Raw genomic sequence first — 17,165 nt, 5'->3', positions numbered from 1 at the left:
CATCCTACAGGGGAATGGCGTGGGTGGGGGCGTAAGCGGATCTCATCCGCGAAACGCGCTGGGGCGTCCGGCCATCGCGGACACGGGGAAGAAATACCGTGCCTCCCGGCAACCTGTAGGAGCGGGCCCTGCCCGCGATTTCGCGCGCAGGGCGCGCTCCTACAGGGGAATGGTGTGGGCTTACCAGGCGTACTTGACGCTGGTCAGCACCGTGCGGCCTTCGCCCGGGTAGCACTCGGCGATGTCGTCGCAGGTGGTCACGTACTTCTCGTCGAGCAGGTTCTGCGCGGCGAAGGAGAGGGTGACGTTCTTGTTCACCGGGTAGCTCACGCCGGCGTCGTACAGGGTGTAGTTGTCGACGTGGAAGGTGTTGCCGTTGTCGCCGTACACCGAGCCGGTGTAGCGCACACCGCCGCCGACGCTGAGGCCGTTGGCCATGCCCTCGCGGACGGTGTAGTTGAGCCAGGCCGAGGCCATGTGCTCGGGCACGTTGGCGAAGCGGTTGCCCTCGTCGCCGTTGTTGCTCTTGAGGATCTTGGTCTTGGTGTAGGTGTAGGAGCCCAGCAGGTCCCAGTGCTCGTCGAGCTGAGCCTTCACCTCGGCCTCGATGCCGCGCGAGCGCACCTTGCCGGTGGCCTTCTGGAAGCCGGTGCTGACGCCGTTGAGCACCTCGTTGGTGAGCACGTTGGTCTTCTCGATCTCGAAGCCGGCGAGGGTCAGCAGGAGCTTATCGGTGGGCTGGTACTTCACCCCGGTCTCCCACTGGTGCGCGGTGCTCGGGTCGAAGGTGTTGCCGTTGCCGTCGATGCCGCTGTTGGGCACGAAGGACTCGGAGTAGGCCACGTAGGGCGCCAGGCCGAAGTCGGTCAGGTAGGTCAGGCCGACGCGGCCGGTGAAGGCGTCGTCCTTGGCCAGGGTGTGGCTGCCGGCGAAGTGGTCGTCGGTGCTGCTGCGCACGTTGTCGTAGCGCCCGCCGAGGGTCAGCAGCCAGTTGTCGTCGAACCTGATCTGGTCCTGGGCGTAGTAGCCGACGGCGTCGATGTCCTGGTCGTAGTTGACCTGGATGGTGCTCGGGCGGTTGATGTTCAGGCCGTATTTCGGATTGCTCGGGTCCAGCAGCAGCGGCAGGAAGTACGACAGGTTGGCCAGGCTCAGGCTCTCGAAGTAGCGCTTGACGTCGGATTCGGTGCGCGAATAGTCGATGCCGGTCAGCAGGGTGTGCTGGATGCCCGCGGTGTCGAAGTCGAACTGCAGCTGGTTGTCGACGGTGAAGGCGTTCATGTGCTCGTCCCAGCGCCGCGGCGAGCGCAGGACGTCGTTGGCCAGGGACGGGACCAGCGCGGCCAGGGCCGGCACGGCGCTCTGCACGGTGCCCAGCGGCAGCATGTTGTTGAGGATGAAGTCGACCTGGCCGTAGCGCAGGTTCTGGCGGAATTCGACGCTGTCGTTGAAGCGGTGGCGGAACTGGTAGCCCAGGGTGAACTGGTCCTGGTACGAGTGGTTGAAGCTGTGGTCGCCCAGCAGGGTGTTGTCGGTATGGCCGTATTGCGGGGTGTTGACCGCGATGGTGCCGCCGCTGTCGTCCTTCATGAAGCTGCTGAGAAAGGTGAAGCTGGTGTCTTCGTCCGGCGCCCAGGTGAAGGAGGGCGCGACGTAGTAGCGATCGTCCTTGACCTCGTGGCCGTCGTCGTACTCGAACTCGGTGTTGGACTTGCGCACCACGCCGACCACGCGGTACAGCAGGCTGCCGTCGTCCACCAGGCGGTCGCCGATGTCGAAGCGGCCCTGGATGCGGTCGTGGTTGCCGAAGCCCAGTTCCACCTCGTGCACGCCGGCGGCGGTGGGCAGCTTGCTGACGCGGTTGATGATGCCGCCGGCGTCGCCCAGGCCGAACAGCGTGGAGGAGGGGCCGCGGACCACGTCGATGCGCTCCAGCGCATAGGGCTCGGTGCGGAAGAAGGTGTAGCTGTTGTTCAACTGGCGCAGGCCGTCGAGGTAGTCGCTGGTGGTCTGGCCGTTGAAGCCGCGGATGAACAGCCAGTCATAGCCCTTGGGGTCCTGGCCGTAGGTCTCCACGCGCACGCCGGGCACGTAGCGCAGCGCCTGGCTGACGTTCTGCACGCCCTGGGCGTCCATCTGCTTGCGGGTGATCACCGAGACCGACTGCGGGATTTCCAGCAATGGGGTATCGGTCTTGCTCGCGCTGGTGCTGGTACGCGGTACGTAGCTGTCGGTGCCTTCCGGGGCGGCGGTGACCACCTGGGCCGGCATCGCCAGGGTGTCGTTGCCGGCGGCGTCGGCGCCCAGCAGGGTCACGCGGCTGCCGTCGACCTGGTAGCGGATGCCGGTGCCGCGCAGCAGTTGCTCCAGCGCCCGCGCCGGCTCCATCTCGCCGTGCACGCCGGGGCTGCGCAGGTTCTGCACCTGGGCCTGGTTGAAGATGATCTGCAGGTGCGCCTGGCTGCCGAGGTTGGTCAGCGCCGAGGCCAGCGGTTGCGCCGGGATATCGATGCGCACCGGCGCGGCGAAGATGCTGGTGGCGCTCAGGGTCAGGCCGAGCGCGGCGGCGCCGACCAGGCGGGCCAGGGGGCTGCGCTTGCTGTGCAGGGGCTTGCGGTTCACTGGGACACTCCTATCCATGCAGTTTTGTTATTAATGCGAATGATTAGCCTTCTATGACGCAGCTACCGGAAAAAACCGGAAGACTTTTTTCGCGGGCATGGATTGGAGGGGGGATGTCACGCAGGGGCGATGGCTTTTCGTAGGATGGGTTGAGCTTGCGAAACCCATGCGGTTGGGGGTGATCGCTCAACCCATCCTACGACGCGCGCCTTGTAGGCGCGGGCCCTGCCCGCGATTCGTGCGCAGGGCGCGCTCCTACAATGGGAATGGCGCGGGTGGGGCGGCGTAGGAGCGGATCTCATCCGCGATTCGCGCCGGGATGGCCGGCCATCGCGGATAAGGTCCGCTCCTACGGGGGGATTTGTCAGAGAGGCACGTACCTGCTGGCCAGGGTGATGCTGCCGTCGTCGTGGCGGCGCATTTCCAGCGGCAGCACTTTGGGCAGGGAGTCGACCAGCGCCTGCAGGTCGCTGGTGTCGTAGATGCCGCCGATGCGCATGGCCGCCACCACCGGGTCGTCCAGGCGCACCGGGTGCGCCAGGTAGCGGTTGATCTGCGGGATGGCCGCCTGCAGCGGCTGGTCCTGCAGCACCAGGCGGCCGTCGAGCCAGGCGATGGCGTCGCCCGGGGCCACCTGGGCCAGTTCGAACTGCCCGGTGGCGCTGCTGTAGCGGGCCTGCATGCCCGGGGTCAGCTGGGCGGCGTTGCTGTCCACGCCGGGCGGTGGGGTGACCACCACCGAGCCTTCCAGCAGGGTGACGAGCATCTGGTTGGCGTCGGTCCAGACGTTGAAGCGGGTGCCGGTGACGCGCACGCTGCCGTTGTCGGTGCGTACCGTGAACGGCTGCAGGGCGTTGTGGCTGACGCTGAAGTAGGCCTCGCCGCCGCTGCCCAGGCGGGCGTCGCGGCGGTCGCGGTAGAGGGCGAAGAACAGGCTGGAGTGGGCGTTCAGGCGCACCTGCGAATCATCCGCCAGGCGCACTTCGCGCGGCGCGTCCGTGGCGCTGTAGTAGCCGATGCGCGACGGCAGCCAGCCGGCGGACCAGCCCGTCGACCAGACCGCGCCCAGCACCAGGCAGGCGACGGCCGCGGCGGTGGCGAAACGCTTGATGCGCGAGCGCCGTGGCCGCGCAGTGGTGCGTGGAGGATGCGACAGGGGCGCTCGCGCCGGGGCCTGCAGGCGATCGGCCAGGCGCCAGATCTCCAGCATCGCCAGGTATTCGTCGCGGTGCCGCGGGTCTTCCGCGCACCAGGCGTCGAAGGCGTCGCGCTCGGCCCGGGTGCAGTCCGCCTCGTGCAGGCGCGAGCACCAGCGCGCGGCTTCGGCGCTCAGGCTCTGGTCGTCATGCTCGGCGGGGGGCTGGTTCATCGAAGGCTTCCACGGCTGGGCGGCGAAGTGCGCCCAGATCACGCTTTCTTTTCGGCTTGATGCGAGTGATTATAATTACCTCCGACGCGGGCTGTCAGCCAGCGTCGGCTGCGAGAGCCGATCTTACCCGCAAGCCCCTAACGGGCGGAGCGCTTTTTTCTTGATTCGCTACTACCAGGAACTGACCGCCTTCCTCAGTCGCACCCTGGGGGACCGCCATGCCGCCGCGGACCTGACCCAGGAGACTTTCCTGCGCCTGCTCGACCGCAAGGCCGAGGAGCGCATCGAGCAGCCACGGGCGTTCCTCTTCAAGACTGCCGTCAACCTCAGCATCGACTTGCGCCGGCGGGCGCGTATCCGTCGCAACGAGGACCTGGAGGCGCTGGACCGTGAAGGTTGTCTCGATGAGCGTTGTCCGCAGACCGAGGCTATCCAGCAACAGCAGTTGCTGATGTTGCGTCGGGCTTTGGCGCAGTTGCCGGAGAACTGTCGGGAGGCTTTCCTGTTGCGCAAGGTCGAGGGTTGTTCCCATGCCGAGATCGCTGAGCGTCTGGGGATTTCGCGGGATATGGTGGAGAAGCATATCGTCAATGCCATGCGGCATTGTCGGCAGCGGTTGCAGCAGTGGGGTGGGCAGGCGTAGGGGGAACCATGGGTCTCACGCCCCGCGTCATGCCCGCGAACGCGGGCAACTGCCTTGGTCTGGGTGTTTCTGCGCCGCTCCGAGTTTGCCCGACCTGCTGAAGGGGCGTTTCGCTGCGCTCGGAGGTTTCTCTGGAAGTCCGAATCGCGGACAGAGTCCGCTCCTACGCCCGGTTTCCCTGGAACGTAAAAGCCACTCTTCGAGGCGCTCTTCGTAGGATGGGTTGAGCCTGCGAAACCCATGCGGCTGCGGTGATGGGTATCGCTTCGCTCAACACCATCCTACGGGGTGGTTTGCCGGCGGGTGTGGAGCGGACTCAACGCCTCCGCCGCAGGCCCTCTCTCCCTCCGGGAGAGGGCTGGGGTGAGGGTGCTCTGGAGCGCCAACCCTGAATCGCAGACGAAAAAAAAGGCCGTTACCGAGTCGCGGGGGAAGCGGGGGTGGTAACGGCCTTGATGCTTCAAAACCAGGCGAGCAACACCTGATGGGGTAATAAGCTAGCAAATTGTTCGCAGGCTAATGATGAATGCGCTTGATAGTGCATATGGGCCGGGACGATGGTTCGCCGCGGGCCCGGGGCATCAGAGGATGCTCAGCGGGTACTCAATGAAGGCGCGCACCTCGTTGAGGTCCGGGCCGACGTCGTTGTCCGCGCGGTAGATGGAGTTGCGCAGCTTGAACGACAGGTCCTTGGCCGGGCCGCTCTGGATCACGTACTTGACCTGGTTGAACAGCTCGCGCTCGGTGCCGTCGGAGTCGCCGCCGGTGTCGATGTTGTCGCCGCGCACGTAGGCGATCTTGTAGGTCAGCCCGGGCACGCCGTAGCCGCCGAAGTCCAGCTCGTAGCTGGCCTGCCAGGAGCGTTCGTCCTTGAGGTTGAAGTCGGCGTAGTAGGAGTTGGCCAGGTAGATGGTGCCGCCGCCGTCGCCGTAGTCGTAGGCGTAGCCGGCATCGCCGCTGCTGCGCTGGTGGGCGAGGATGAAGGCGTGCGGGCCGACGCTGTACTTGGCCGCCAGGCTCCAGATGGTGTTGCGGTCGTTGTCGCCGTCGCCGCCGAAGTCCAGCGCGGCCTGGGAGCCGTCGTCGTACTTGGTGCGGTAGATGTTGAAGTCGAAGTTCAGCGCCTGCTCGGCGGCCAGCGGCAGGCTGTAGTTGACGTTGGCGTAGGTCTTGGCGAAGACGTCGCGCACGTCGCTGTGGTAGAGCGCCACGCTGAGGTCGTCGGTGACCGCGTAGCTGCCGCCGTAGAGGTAGATCTCGTCCAGGTGGTTGGGGTCGCGCGCCGGGCTGCCCATGGGGCTGTCGGCGGTGAACTTGCCGACGTTCAGCTGCAGGCCCTTGATCTCCTCGCTGGTCAGCAGGGTGCCGGTGAAGGATTGCGGCAGCATGCGCGAGTCGTCGCGGGAGAGCACCGGCAGGTCGGGGAACTGGTTGCCGTACTTGAGCACGGTGTTGGAGAAGCGCAGCTTCACCGCGCCGCCGGCCTCGGACAGGCTGTCCACCGGCTTGCCGTCGTCGTGTTCGTTGAAGATGCCGGTGTAGTTGCGCCCGCGGCCGCTGTCGAGCTTGAGGCCGAGCAGGCCGTAGGCGTCGACGCCGAAGCCCACGGTGCCCTGGGTGAAGCCGGACTCGAAGGTGCCGATGAAGCCCTGGCCCCAGACCTTGGCGTCGTTGGTGTGGTCCTTGTAGTCGCGGTTCCAGTAGACGTTGCGCAGCAGCAGGTCGAGCCTGGCGTCCTCGATGAATCCCTTCGCCTCGTCCTGGGCGCTGGCCTGGGCCAGTTGGGTGCCCGCGGCCATCACGGCGAAGGCCAGCGCGTGGCGTTTCATGATCCTCATGGATATAGCTCCTTTGGTTTCCAACTTTCAGGTTTTAGCAGTTTTTCGTGCTATCACCAGTGACCGGGTTGTCATTCGTCGGAAATTTCCTACGGCTGGAAACCGCGTGCTAGAGCCTGTCGCTGAGAATCGTGTGATAGCTATCTAATGGCGCTTGGCTGGCGGAAGGGGCGCAAGGCCCCTTCTTCGAGGGCGGTCAGTAGCTGAAGAAGCCCTGGCCGCTCTTGCGGCCCAGGCGGCCGGCCGCGACCATTTCCTTGAGCAGCGGGGCGGGGCGGTACTTGGAGTCGTCGAAGCCGTCGTAGAGCACCTGCATGATCGCCAGCAGGGTGTCCAGGCCGATCAGGTCGGCCAGGGCCAGCGGGCCGATCGGGTGGTTGCAGCCCAGCTGCATGCCGGCGTCGATGTCGGCGGCGCTGGCCAGGCCTTCCTGGAGCACGAAGATGGCCTCGTTGATCATCGGCACCAGGATGCGGTTGACCGCGAAGCCCGGGGCGTTCTTCACGCTCACCGCGGTCTTGCCGACCAGGCCGGCGAAGGCCATGGCGCGGGCGTGGGTCTCGTCGGCGGTCTGCAGGCCGCGGATCACTTCCAGCAGGCCCATCACCGGCACCGGGTTGAAGAAGTGCAGGCCGATGAAGCGCTGCGGGTTGCGCACCACCACCGCCAGCTGGGTGATGGAGATGGACGAGGTGTTGCTGGCGATCACGCACTCGGGGCCGACCAGCTCGTCGACCTGGCGCAGGATGCGCAGCTTGAGTTCGAGATTCTCGGTGGCGGCCTCGATCACCAGGTCGGCGTCCTTCAGCGCGGCGTAGTCGGTTCCGCCGTGGATGCGCGCGAGGATGCCCGGCTTGTCGGCGGCGACCAGCCTGTCCTTCTTGATCAGCCGTTCGAGGTTGCCGTCGATGGTCTTCAGGCCGCGTTCGACGGCGGCGTCGGACACGTCGATCATCGCCACCTGGAGCCCGGCGGCGGCGCACACCTGGGCGATGCCGTTGCCCATGGTGCCGGCGCCGATCACGCCGATCTTGCGGATGCCGGGAGTGGTGTCTGCTGTACTCATGCCTGTTGTTCCTCTGCGATGAATGAAGCGCCCCGCGGCGCCGGCGGCGACGATAGCGCAGGCGCCGGCCCAGGGCGAGCCTCCTGCGGGACGGGGGGCTGGCAGCTGTGACTTTGCCGAGGGCATATGCGCCATTTCATGGCGGGTTAGTCTATGTGGGTGGGGTTGGGGACGAGTCTTTGGCACAGTATTGTCGTGGGCGTCCGGCGTGGCCGGTGAGTCCAATCGCGGACGAAGTTCGCTCCTACGCCTGTGCTTCCCTGGTGCTGTAGGAGCAACTGTCTCGCCGACTGCGCCGAGCTGCTTTTCGTAGGATGGGTTGAGCTTGCGAAACCCATGCGGCCGAAGTGATGGGTATCGCTTCGCTCAACACCATCCTACGAAAAGCCATGCTCGCTCATGCCGTAGGAGCGGACTCCGTCCGCGATTCGGACTTCCAGAGAAATCTCCGCGCGCACCGGAACGCCCCTTCGGCATGAATAACCCAGGCAACCCCATGAAATCCGAACGCATCCCCCTGGACTACCCCTGCGGCCCCGCTCCGGACCCCGGCGCCAGCCGCGAGATCGCTCCGGGCGTGCACTGGCTGCGCATGCCCCTGCCGCTGAGCCTCGACCACATCAACCTGTGGGCCGTGGAAGACGGCGACGGCTGGGCGCTGTTCGACACCGGCATGCACACCCAGGCCACCCTCGACGCCTGGCGCGCGCTGCTGGCCCCCGGCGGCGCGCTGGGCGGGCGGCGGCCGACGCGGCTGTTCGTCACCCACATGCACCCGGACCACGTCGGCCTGGCCGGCTGGCTCACCCGCGAGTACGGCTGCGAACTCTGGATGACCTTCGGCGAATACATGAACTGCCGCGTGCTGGCCGCCGACAGCGGCCGCGAGGCGCCGCCGGAAGGCGTGCGCTTCTACCGCCGCGCTGGTTGGGACGAGGCGGCCATCTCCCATTACCGGGCGCGCTTCGGCGGCTTCGGCAAGTTCATCTGGCCGCTGCCGGAAAGCTACCGGCGCCTGCGCGACGGCGAGCGCATCCGCATCGGCGCGCACGACTGGCGGGTGGTGGTGGGTTCAGGACACTCACCCGAGCATGCCAGCTTCCATTGCCCCGATCTGCGCCTGCTGGTCGCCGGCGACCAGGTGCTGCCGCGCATCTCGCCGAACGTCTCGGTGTTCCCCACGGAGCCTGCGGCCGACCCGCTGGGCCAGTGGCTGGAATCCCTGGCCAAGGTGCGCCGCGAGGTGCCCGACGACGTGCTGGTGCTGCCGGCCCACAACGAACCCTTCCAGCCCCTGCACGCACGCCTGGAGCACCTGGAACGCGGCCACCAGCGCGGCCTGGAACGCCTGCAGGAACTACTGGGTGAAGGCCCGAAGCGCGCCATCGACCTGTTCGGCGCGCTCTTCGCCCGGCGCATCGACCAGGACCTGCTGGCCCTGGCCAGCGGCGAGTGCCTGGCCAACCTCAACTACCTAGTGCAGCGCGGCCGGGTGACGGCCAGCGAGGACGGGCAGGGCGTGGCCTGGTACAGCCTGGCCTGAGGCGGGCTCAGACCCACACGTCGTTGGGCGCGGTGCGCTCGCCGCCCTGGTCGCCGGTGTTGAGCACGCCGCGCGGCTCGATCAGCAGCACCTGCACCTCCTGCGCGGCGAAGGGCTTGTGCTCCACGCCGCGGGGCACCACGTACATCTCCCCGGCGCGCAGTTGCACGGCGCCGTCGCGGAAGTCGATGCGCAGCTCGCCGTCGAGCACGATGAAGGTCTCGTCGGTGTCGGCGTGGCTGTGCCAGACGAACTCGCCTTCCAGCTTCACCAGCTTGAACTGGTAGTCGTTCATCTCGGCCACCACCCGCGGCTGCCACTGCTCGTGGATGGCCGCCAGCTTGGCGGCGAGGTTGACCGGCTGGTAGGGGCGTATGGATGTTTGCGGCATGTTTCAGCTCCTGGATCATCGAGTGGCCAGGGTAGGGCGCCCAGGGCGCGGGCGTCTTGCATATTCCTGCGCATGGGTGCGGTGGCGGGGCGGATTTTCCGCCTAAGGAAATCCCCAATGCCTACGGGAGCCTACCCCCATGCCGAGGCCGTTTCCCCGTATGGTCCGCCCCGGGGCCCATCCCCTAAGGTGCCCCTGGCCCCGCCCTTCGAGGGCGAGGGCGCCTTGCAGCGACACGCCTGCCCATAACGACAAGAGACCTCGCCATGAACCCTTCCTCCTCGTGCCGCGCCCCGCGCACGGCTCCAGCCGCCATCGACGCCTGCGCGGCGCGCCCGGCGCGCAAGCGCTACGCCTACGAGTGGTACGTCGTCAGCCTGTGCATGGTGGCGTACATCTTCTCCTTCGTGGACCGGCAGATCCTGGCGCTGATGATCGAGCCCATCAAGGCCGACCTGCAGCTCAGCGACACCCAGTTCAGCCTGCTGCACGGGCTGGCCTTCTCGCTGTTCTACGCGGTGATGGGCTGGCCCATCGCCTACCTGGCCGACCGTTTCTCGCGGCCGCGGATCATCGCCGTCGGCGTGGTCTTCTGGAGCCTGGCCACCGCCGCCTGCGGGCTGTCGAAGAACTTCCTGCAGATGTTCCTGGCGCGCATCGGCGTCGGCGTAGGGGAGGCGGCGCTGTCGCCGGCGGCCTACTCGATGTTCAGCGACCTGTTTCCGCGGGAGAAGCTGGGCCGCGCGGTGGGCATCTACTCCATCGGTTCCTTCCTCGGCGGCGGCCTGGCCTTCCTGGTCGGCGGCTACGTCATCGACCTGCTCAAGGACACCCAGGCGCTGGTGCTGCCAGTGCTGGGCGAGGTCAAGGCCTGGCAGCTGACCTTCTTCATCGTCGGCCTGCCCGGGGTGCTGGTGGGCCTGCTGATCTGGCTGACCGTGCGCGACCCGCAGCGCCAGGGCCTGAGCCGCGACGCCAGCGGCCAGGCCAAGGCCGTGGCGCCGGGCGACGGCGTGCGTTTCCTCGGCCGCCACCGGCTGACCTTCACCTGCCTGTACCTGGGCTTCTCCTGCTACGCCATGGCCCTGTATGCCATGCTCAGCTGGACCCCGGCGCTGTACATGCGCAAGCACGGCCTGGACCCGGTGAGCACCGGCTACACCCTGGGCGTGGTGCTGCTGCTGGCCAACACCGCCGGCGTGTACTGCGGCGGCTGGCTGACCGACCTGCTGGCCCGCCGCGGCCACGGCGACGCGGCCATGCGCACGGGTGTGATCGGCGCCATCGGCATGCTCGTGCCGGTGGCCCTGTTCGCCGTGGTCGAACCGCTGTGGCTTTCCCTGGCGCTGCTGGTGCCGGCGATGTTCTTTGCCTCCTTCCCCCTGCCGACCTCCACCACGGCCATGCAGAACCTGGCGCCGAACCAGGTGCGCGCGCAGGTCTCGGCGATCTTCCTGCTGGTCAGCAACCTGCTGGCGGTGGGCCTGGGCACCACCCTGGTGGCGCTGATCACCGACCGGGTGTTCGGCGACCCGGCGGCGGTGGGGGCGTCCATCGCCATCGTTTCCGCGGTGGCTGCGTTGCTGACCATCGGGCTGCTGTGGAAGGGCTGCGGCAGTTATCGCGCGAGCCTGGTGCGTGAACAGGCGGAGTGTGCCTGAGCGGACTCCGTCCGCGCTTCGTGCCACAGGGAATGGCGTGGGTGGGGCAGCGTAGGAGCGGATCTTATCCGCGGACCGCGCTGGTGGCTCCGGCTATTGCGGACAAGGTCCGCTACGGGGACATGCCGTGCCTCCCGGAAACCTGTAGGAGCGGGCCCTGCCCGCGAAATCGCGCGCAGGGCGCGCTCCTACAGGGGAATGGCGTGGGTGGGATTCATCCGCGCTACGCCGGCACCACTTCCCGGCCCGGCAGGAAGCGTCCGAAGCCGCGTTCCTTGCCCAGCTCCTCGGCGAAGCCGCTTTCCCGCCGGTACGCCACGCGCCCGTTGATCACGGTGGCGTCCACCGCCGCATCGTTGCGTTTCACCAGGCGCACCAGCCCGAGGTTTTCCATGGGCGCTTCGCTCACTTCGTCCAGCTCGTCGGTCAGCCCCTCGGGGTTGACGATCACCAGGTCGGCGCGGTCGCCCACGCGCAGGTAGCCGGCGTCCAGCCCGGCGAAGTCGGCCAGTTCGCCGGTCAGGCGCTGCACCGCGCGGCCGACGTCCATGAACGGTTGGCCGGCCAGTTCGGCGTCGCGCACGTACTTGAGCAGGCGCAGCGGGAAGTTGTATTGCGCGTGGGACGCCAGGTGCGCGCCGGAGTCGGCGAAGCCCGGCTGCGTCCAGGGGCTGGCCAGCAGCCTGGCCATGACCTGCGGGCGGTGGTTGCCGTAGCAGGTGGTCCACTTCAGCGCGTTGCGGTACTGGCTGGCCAGATCGAAGAAGGCGTCCACCGCATCCTTGCCCTGCTGCTGGCCGATGTCCTCGAAGTTGCGGCCGATCAGGCTCGCGTCCGGGCATTCGCGCACCCAGCAGTCGGAAAGGCGGCGGTGCCACAGGCCCAGGCTGAGGGTGGCCTTGATGTCCTTGCGGAAGCGCTCGCGGAAGGCCGGGTCCTGGATGCGTGCGTACAACTCCTCCGGGTCCTTGATGTCGCGGAGGATTTCGCCGGCGCCGAACTCCTCGAAGCCGTTCATGTTCAGCCCCTCGATGCGCACGTTGAACGGCGCCGGCAGCGTCTGCCAGCGGAAGCGCCCGCGCAGCACGCGGTTGGCCAGCCAGCCGGAGGCGCGGGTGATGCGGTGCATGAAGGGCTGCGACTTGAGGTCCAGGGCGGTGAGCATGCTGCACTTGAGCGGCCGGCGGAACCAGCCGTGGGCCTGCCAGAGGAAGGCGAACACGTTGATCTTGGTCACCGCGTTGGGCGCGCCCTGCATCAGCGCGCCGCGCCGGCGCAGCACGGCGAACAGGCGGGAGAATTCCTTCCAGCTGGCGAAAGTGGAGGGCAACGGGCTGGACCAGGCGCGCTCGCCGTCCATCTTGTCCAGCCGCGTGGTCATCACCGAGAGGCCGAAGCAGCCGGCGTCCAGCGCCTCGTTGAGCAACTGCTCCATGCGCTGCAGCTCGGCCTCGGTGGGCTTGGCGCCGCTGGTGGCGCGCTGCAGGCCCATCACTGCCACGCGCAGCTCGGAGTGGCCGAGGAAGGAGCACAGGTTCGGCCCCAGCGGCAGTTGCTCGTAGAAGGCGCGGTAGCCGGCGGCGTCGCGCCAGGTGCGTTTCTCCCGCAGGATCGGCAGCACCACCTCGCGCGGCACCGCCTCGACGCGGGTGAACAGGTCGGAGCAGTCCTCCGCCTCGCCCAGCACCATGCTGATGGAGCAGGAGCCCAGGGCCACCGTGGTCACGCCGTGGCGCACCGATTCCTTCAGCGCCGGCGCGGCTATCACCTCGGCGTCGTAGTGCGAGTGGATTTCCAGGAAGCCCGGGGTCACCCACTTGCCGGCGGCGTCCAGCACCTGCGGGCAGCCGGCCTCGTCCAGCGGCGAGGCGCTGAGGGTGTCGATGCGCCCGGCGCGGATGCCCAGGTGGCGCAGCGCGCCGGGGGCGCCGCTGCCGTCGAAGTAGAGGCCGTTCTTGACGATGATGTCGTAGCTCACAGGAGGCTCCAGGGAGACAGCAGCAGGACCCCGCTGACCAGCAGCAGGAGGTGGATGGCCAGGCGGAAGTGGCGTTCCGGGCAGCGCCGGTGCAGGTATTCGCCCAGCCACAGGCCCAGCGGCAGCAGCGGCGCGTAGGCCAGCACCTGGGGCAGCGCCGGGCGCAGCCGGCCGTCGACCAGGAAGGCCAGGGTGAGCAGGCCGTTGAGGCTGAACCAGACGCACACCAGGGTGGCGCGCAGGCGCGACTTGTCCAGCTGCTGGCCGGCCAGGGCGTAGACCAGCAGCGGCCCGCCGGAGGCGAACAGGCCCTGGCAGACGCCGGCTGCGCCGGTGGCCAGGCGCATCGCCCAGGCCGGCACCTGGCCCCTGGGCGTGCCCCTGGCGCTGCGGTGCAATTCGCGGGCGGCGAACCACAGGATGAGCAGGCCGAGACCGCGCTTGAGCAGTTGCGGGTCCAGCCAGGGCAGCAGCAGGTAGCCGGCCACCATGCCCAGCAGCATGCCCGGCAGCAGGGTGGCCAGCAGCAGCCGCCACTGCACCAGGCGCCGGTGGCGCCAGGCCAGGTAGCTGGTCAGGCCGACGTTCAGCGGCACCAGCACCGGCAGCAGCTGTTCGATGGGCAGCAGCAGGGCGCCGAGGGACAGCGCCAGCACCACGCTGCCGAAGCCGGTGACCGCCTCCAGGGTGTAGGCCAGCAGGATGAAGCTGCCCAGGGCAGGGGCCACGTAGCTCATGGCGTTCTCCCCCCGGCAGCGGCAGCAAGCTTGGCCAGCGGCGCGCGGCGCGACCAGAACAGCGCCAGGCCCAGCCCGGTGAGCAGTTGCCAGCAGCCCCAGAAGGCGGCGATCAGCAGCATGCCGCCGGCCTCGGGGAAGAAGGTGAGGATCAGCGCCATGCCCAGCGCCGAATTGTGGATGCCGCTTTCCAGCGTCACCGCGCGCACGTCGGCCTCGCCCAGCCGGCAGGCCCGCGCGCACAGGTAGCCCAGGCCCAGGGCGGCGCCGTTGAGCAGCGCCACCAGCCAGAAGAACAGGTGGAAGTAGGCGACGAACTGCGCGTAGTTCTTGATGAAGGCCATCACCACGAAGGCCGCCAGCACCAGCAGCGAGAATACCCGCATGGGCTTCTCCAGGCGCCGCGCCAGCTGCGGGCGACGGCGGCCCAGGGCCATGCCGGCGAGCATCGGCGCCACCAGCACCAGCAGCACCGTGGCCAGCAGCTCCAGCGGGTCGATGCGGATCTGCGTGAGCAGCGCGCGGGTCTCCGGCGCCAGGCTGGCGTAGAGGGCGAAGTTGAACGGCGTGAAGAACCCGGCGGACAACCCGGACACCGCGGTGACGCTGGCCGACACCGCGACGTTGCCGCGCGCGAGCCAGGTCATGACGTTGGAGAAGCTGCCGCTGGGGCAGGTGGCCACCAGCAGCATGCCCAGGGCCAGCTGCGGGTCGATCGGCAGCAGGTTGGCCAGCAGGCAGGCGCTGGCCGGCAGCAGCAGGAACTGGATGAACATGCCGATCAGCGGCGCCTTGGGCGCGCGGACGATGCGGGCGAAGTCCTCGCGGCGCAGTTCCAGGGAGACGCCGAACATCATCAGCGCGATGATCGCGTTCAGGGCCAGCATCGAGGCGCCGGCGAATTCCAGGTGGACGGTGGGCATCAGCGCGCCTCCCTAAGGGGCGCGGGGCACGGTTTGCAAGGCATGCGCGGCTCGTTTGTGTTTCTCGTTGTAATGGGCAAGGATACCCGCCCCGTGCCGCGCTTTGCTGGCTCAATCAGGACTTTTTCCGGTTATTTCGGGACCATGCCCAACAGCCCCTCGATCACCGTGCATTACGCCCAGGGCATCCTCCAGGCCGCTACGCGCCTGGGCCTGCAACTGCCCGCCGACCTGCGCGAGCTGGGCCGCCAGGCGCGCATCCCGCTGGCGCGCCAGGACGAGCTGTGGGAGGGCCTGTGCGCCGCCAGCGCCGAGCCGCTGCTGGGCCTGCGCCTGGGCAGCGCCCTGCAGGTCGGCCACCTGGACATGGTCGGCGCCCTGCTGATGAGCTGCGAGACCTTCGGCGAAGCCCTGGAAGCGCTGCTGGAGTACTACCCGATCATCGCCGAGGGCAGCGAGTTCGCCCTACGCCGCGAGGCCGGTGGCGTGGCCCTGGTCTATCGCCCCAGCTACCGCGTGCGCCGCGAGGCGCGGGTGGAGGCGGTGCTGGCCAGCCTGGTGCGGCTGAGCGCCTGGATCACCGGCGAGCGCGTGCATCCGCTGGCGCTGCGCATGAACCACGCCGCCCGCGGCGAAGCGGGCAGTTACCGCGAACTGCTGGGCCTGCTGCCCGACTTCAGCGCCGGCGAGGATGGCCTGCTGTTCGCCGAAAACGACCTGCAGGTGCCGCTGATCCAGGCCAACGCCCTGATGCGCGAACACCTGCGCCAGCTCGCCGACGCCCAGTTGCAGCGCCTGGGCGCGCAGAGCCTGGCGGCGCAGGTGCAGGGCCTGCTGCGCGAGCACCCGCAGTGGGGCAAGGAGCGCATCGCCGAACGCCTGGGCCTCAGCGGCCGGCACCTGAACCGGCGCCTGGCCGAGGAGGGCAGCAGCTTCAAGCTGTTGCGCGAGCGGGTGCTGCACGCCATGGCCGAGCAACTGCTGCACGGCCCCGCGCGGCTGGCGGAAGTGGCCGAGCGCCTGGGCTTTTCCGACGAAAGCGCCTTCGCCAAGGCCTTCCGCCGCTGGAGCGGCATGACCCCCGGGCAGTTCCGCCAGGGCGCGGACTGACTCAGGCGTGGGCCGCCAGGGCGCGCAGGCGCTCGCCGGCCACCACGATCTTGCGCTGGCGGTGGCGGCCCTGGCCGGGGTTGAAGGTCTGCAGTTCGATGCGCTTGCGGAAGCAGTCCACCTCGTCTTCCTGCAGGGGGCGGCCCTCGGCGGTCAGCAGGTCGCGGCGGATGCGTTCGATGAAGTTGTTCAGGCGCGTCGGGTCGCGCCATTCGCTGGCCGGGATCGCCCAGGTGGTCAGCAGGCGCCGGTTCTCGTGGTCACGCAGCCTCAGCAGCAGGCCACCGTCCGGGCGCTGCTGGAGGTCGACGCGGTAGTCGCTGAACTGTTCGCCGAGGAGTTGCGGGGCTTGGCTACGATCGTTGTGCATGACGCTCTCCCTTGGTATCCGTGAAGCCGATGGGAGAGCCGTTGCAGCATGCGTTCCAGCTTCGCTTGAAAATTTTCTCTTTTTAAATCAGCTGGTTATTCGATAGCGATAGAGACGCGCCCGTGCATTTCGCACGATTGCACGAAGCCTGCACGGCAGAATGCAAGCTCCACGGCGCTCAGTGCTGCTCGTCGATCACGCCTTCCTGGTGGGCAGCGGACAGGTGCGGTTCCTGGCCGCTGTCGACCGGGTCCAGCTCCACCAGTTCTTCCAGTTCGTCGGCTTCCCTGGTCACCACCGGATCGGGGTGCGGGGTATCCACGGGGCTTTTCATAGGGGCACTCCTGCAAGGGGCATCGCGGCCCTTACCTTTGCTCGGACCGCACGCGGGCGGGCGCGTGCGATCCATTTCATGCGCACAGTGTCGCGCGAAAACCCGCCCGCGCGAGGCGAGGCGAGGAACGGCAGGCAAGGCAAAAGGGGGCGGCTGCTAGAAGCCGCTGACTCGTCGGTGCCCCGGCTCGTCCAGGTGCATGCCGAAGGCCAGCTGGAAGAACTCGGCGAGCTGTTCGTCGAGCACCTCGCCGTCCAGCGAGTCCAGTTGCGCGCCCAGGCGGCGCATGCGCTGGCCATGGGTGGCGTACTGCTCGTGGACCAGGCCCTGGAGTTCGGTATCGGCGACGATGCGGTAGAAGCTCGGCTGCTGGCTGCCGCCCAGGCGGGCGAACAGGCACAGTTGCAGGTGGTCGTCCTCGTCCACGAGCAGTTCGACCTGGCAATCCAGGCCGCGGTCGCGGGCGAAGCGGCTGGCTTCCTCGAAGGCGGGCAGGGCCTTCTGCAGGACGTGGGTCTCGAAGGTGAAGAGGAAATCTTCCTCCGCGGGCCCCGAGGCCCTGGGTGCAGAGTCGTACATG

Annotated in this window: 15 protein-coding genes; 4 read left to right on the top strand and 11 right to left on the bottom strand. The window is 68.1% G+C overall.

Features of this window, described 5'->3' with window-relative positions; translation table 11 throughout:
- Positions 1 to 180 precede the first annotated feature (180 nt).
- Positions 181 to 2,640, bottom strand: a complete 2,460-nt coding sequence (locus FG99_RS25275) for a TonB-dependent siderophore receptor (protein ID WP_051879248.1) — start codon at positions 2,638 to 2,640, stop codon at positions 181 to 183.
- 346 nt (positions 2,641 to 2,986) lie between these two features.
- Positions 2,987 to 3,991, bottom strand: a complete 1,005-nt coding sequence (locus FG99_RS25270; RefSeq protein WP_043272871.1) for a FecR family protein — start codon at positions 3,989 to 3,991, stop codon at positions 2,987 to 2,989.
- 160 nt (positions 3,992 to 4,151) lie between these two features.
- Here FG99_RS25270 and FG99_RS25265 point away from each other — a divergent pair, with 160 nt between their 5' ends.
- Positions 4,152 to 4,634 carry a sigma-70 family RNA polymerase sigma factor gene (locus tag FG99_RS25265; protein WP_043272869.1) on the top strand — a complete coding sequence of 161 codons (483 nt, stop codon included), beginning with the start codon at positions 4,152 to 4,154 and terminating at the stop codon, positions 4,632 to 4,634.
- Between the two features lie 581 nt (positions 4,635 to 5,215).
- Here FG99_RS25265 and FG99_RS25260 read toward each other — a convergent pair.
- Entirely contained in the window at positions 5,216 to 6,472 is a 1,257-nt protein-coding gene (locus FG99_RS25260; RefSeq protein ID WP_009621866.1) for an OprD family porin, read from the bottom strand.
- Positions 6,473 to 6,668: 196 nt separating this feature from the next.
- Positions 6,669 to 7,538 (bottom strand): 3-hydroxybutyryl-CoA dehydrogenase, encoded by an 870-nt coding sequence (locus tag FG99_RS25255; protein ID WP_043272868.1) that lies wholly within the window; start codon positions 7,536 to 7,538, stop codon positions 6,669 to 6,671.
- Between the two features lie 496 nt (positions 7,539 to 8,034).
- Here FG99_RS25255 and FG99_RS25250 point away from each other — a divergent pair, with 496 nt between their 5' ends.
- Positions 8,035 to 9,081, top strand: coding sequence for an MBL fold metallo-hydrolase (locus tag FG99_RS25250; RefSeq protein ID WP_081884730.1), 1,047 nt, complete (start codon positions 8,035 to 8,037; stop codon positions 9,079 to 9,081).
- 7 nt (positions 9,082 to 9,088) lie between these two features.
- Here the strand turns inward: FG99_RS25250 and FG99_RS25245 are convergent, their stop codons facing one another.
- The gene (locus tag FG99_RS25245) at positions 9,089 to 9,472 is read right to left on the bottom strand and encodes a cupin domain-containing protein (protein WP_043272865.1); all 384 of its coding nucleotides are present in this window, start codon (positions 9,470 to 9,472) and stop codon (positions 9,089 to 9,091) included.
- A gap of 266 nt (positions 9,473 to 9,738) precedes the next feature.
- Here FG99_RS25245 and FG99_RS25240 point away from each other — a divergent pair, with 266 nt between their 5' ends.
- Positions 9,739 to 11,133 carry a spinster family MFS transporter gene (locus tag FG99_RS25240; protein ID WP_051879245.1) on the top strand — a complete coding sequence of 465 codons (1,395 nt, stop codon included), beginning with the start codon at positions 9,739 to 9,741 and terminating at the stop codon, positions 11,131 to 11,133.
- A gap of 223 nt (positions 11,134 to 11,356) precedes the next feature.
- Here FG99_RS25240 and FG99_RS25235 read toward each other — a convergent pair whose 3' ends face one another.
- The 3 genes from FG99_RS25235 to FG99_RS25225 are packed head-to-tail and all read right to left on the bottom strand — an operon-like array spanning position 11,357 to position 14,771.
- Positions 11,357 to 13,111, bottom strand: a complete 1,755-nt coding sequence (locus tag FG99_RS25235) for an N-acyl-D-amino-acid deacylase family protein (RefSeq protein WP_043272864.1) — start codon at positions 13,109 to 13,111, stop codon at positions 11,357 to 11,359.
- Complete coding sequence (locus tag FG99_RS25230; protein ID WP_043272863.1) at positions 13,108 to 13,848, bottom strand: sulfite exporter TauE/SafE family protein; 741 nt, start codon at positions 13,846 to 13,848, stop codon at positions 13,108 to 13,110. The genes FG99_RS25235 and FG99_RS25230 overlap by 4 nt, the downstream gene beginning before the upstream one ends.
- Positions 13,845 to 14,771, bottom strand: a complete 927-nt coding sequence (locus FG99_RS25225) for a bile acid:sodium symporter family protein (RefSeq protein WP_043272861.1) — start codon at positions 14,769 to 14,771, stop codon at positions 13,845 to 13,847. Before FG99_RS25225 ends, FG99_RS25230 begins: the two co-directional genes overlap by 4 nt.
- Before the next feature lie 144 nt (positions 14,772 to 14,915).
- On the opposite strand from FG99_RS25225, the gene FG99_RS25220 reads away from it, so the two are divergent.
- Positions 14,916 to 15,881, top strand: a complete 966-nt coding sequence (locus tag FG99_RS25220) for an AraC family transcriptional regulator (RefSeq protein WP_043272860.1) — start codon at positions 14,916 to 14,918, stop codon at positions 15,879 to 15,881.
- A gap of 1 nt (position 15,882) precedes the next feature.
- Here FG99_RS25220 and FG99_RS25215 read toward each other — a convergent pair whose 3' ends face one another.
- The 3 genes from FG99_RS25215 to FG99_RS25210 form a co-directional block, all read right to left on the bottom strand.
- Positions 15,883 to 16,251, bottom strand: coding sequence for a DUF3509 domain-containing protein (locus FG99_RS25215; protein WP_009621883.1), 369 nt, complete (start codon positions 16,249 to 16,251; stop codon positions 15,883 to 15,885).
- 178 nt (positions 16,252 to 16,429) lie between these two features.
- Positions 16,430 to 16,585: a hypothetical protein gene (locus FG99_RS32545; RefSeq protein WP_009621884.1), complete on the bottom strand. Its 156-nt coding sequence runs from the start codon at positions 16,583 to 16,585 to the stop codon at positions 16,430 to 16,432.
- Between the two features lie 156 nt (positions 16,586 to 16,741).
- Positions 16,742 to 17,164, bottom strand: coding sequence for a hypothetical protein (locus FG99_RS25210; protein WP_009621885.1), 423 nt, complete (start codon positions 17,162 to 17,164; stop codon positions 16,742 to 16,744).
- Position 17,165: the final 1 nt, after the last annotated feature.

Source organism: Pseudomonas sp. AAC, assembly GCF_000725445.1.
Taxonomy (GTDB): domain Bacteria; phylum Pseudomonadota; class Gammaproteobacteria; order Pseudomonadales; family Pseudomonadaceae; genus Pseudomonas; species Pseudomonas citronellolis.
The sequence above is the reverse complement of the archived record's forward strand: the minus strand, read 5'-3'. Positions and strand labels throughout refer to the sequence as shown.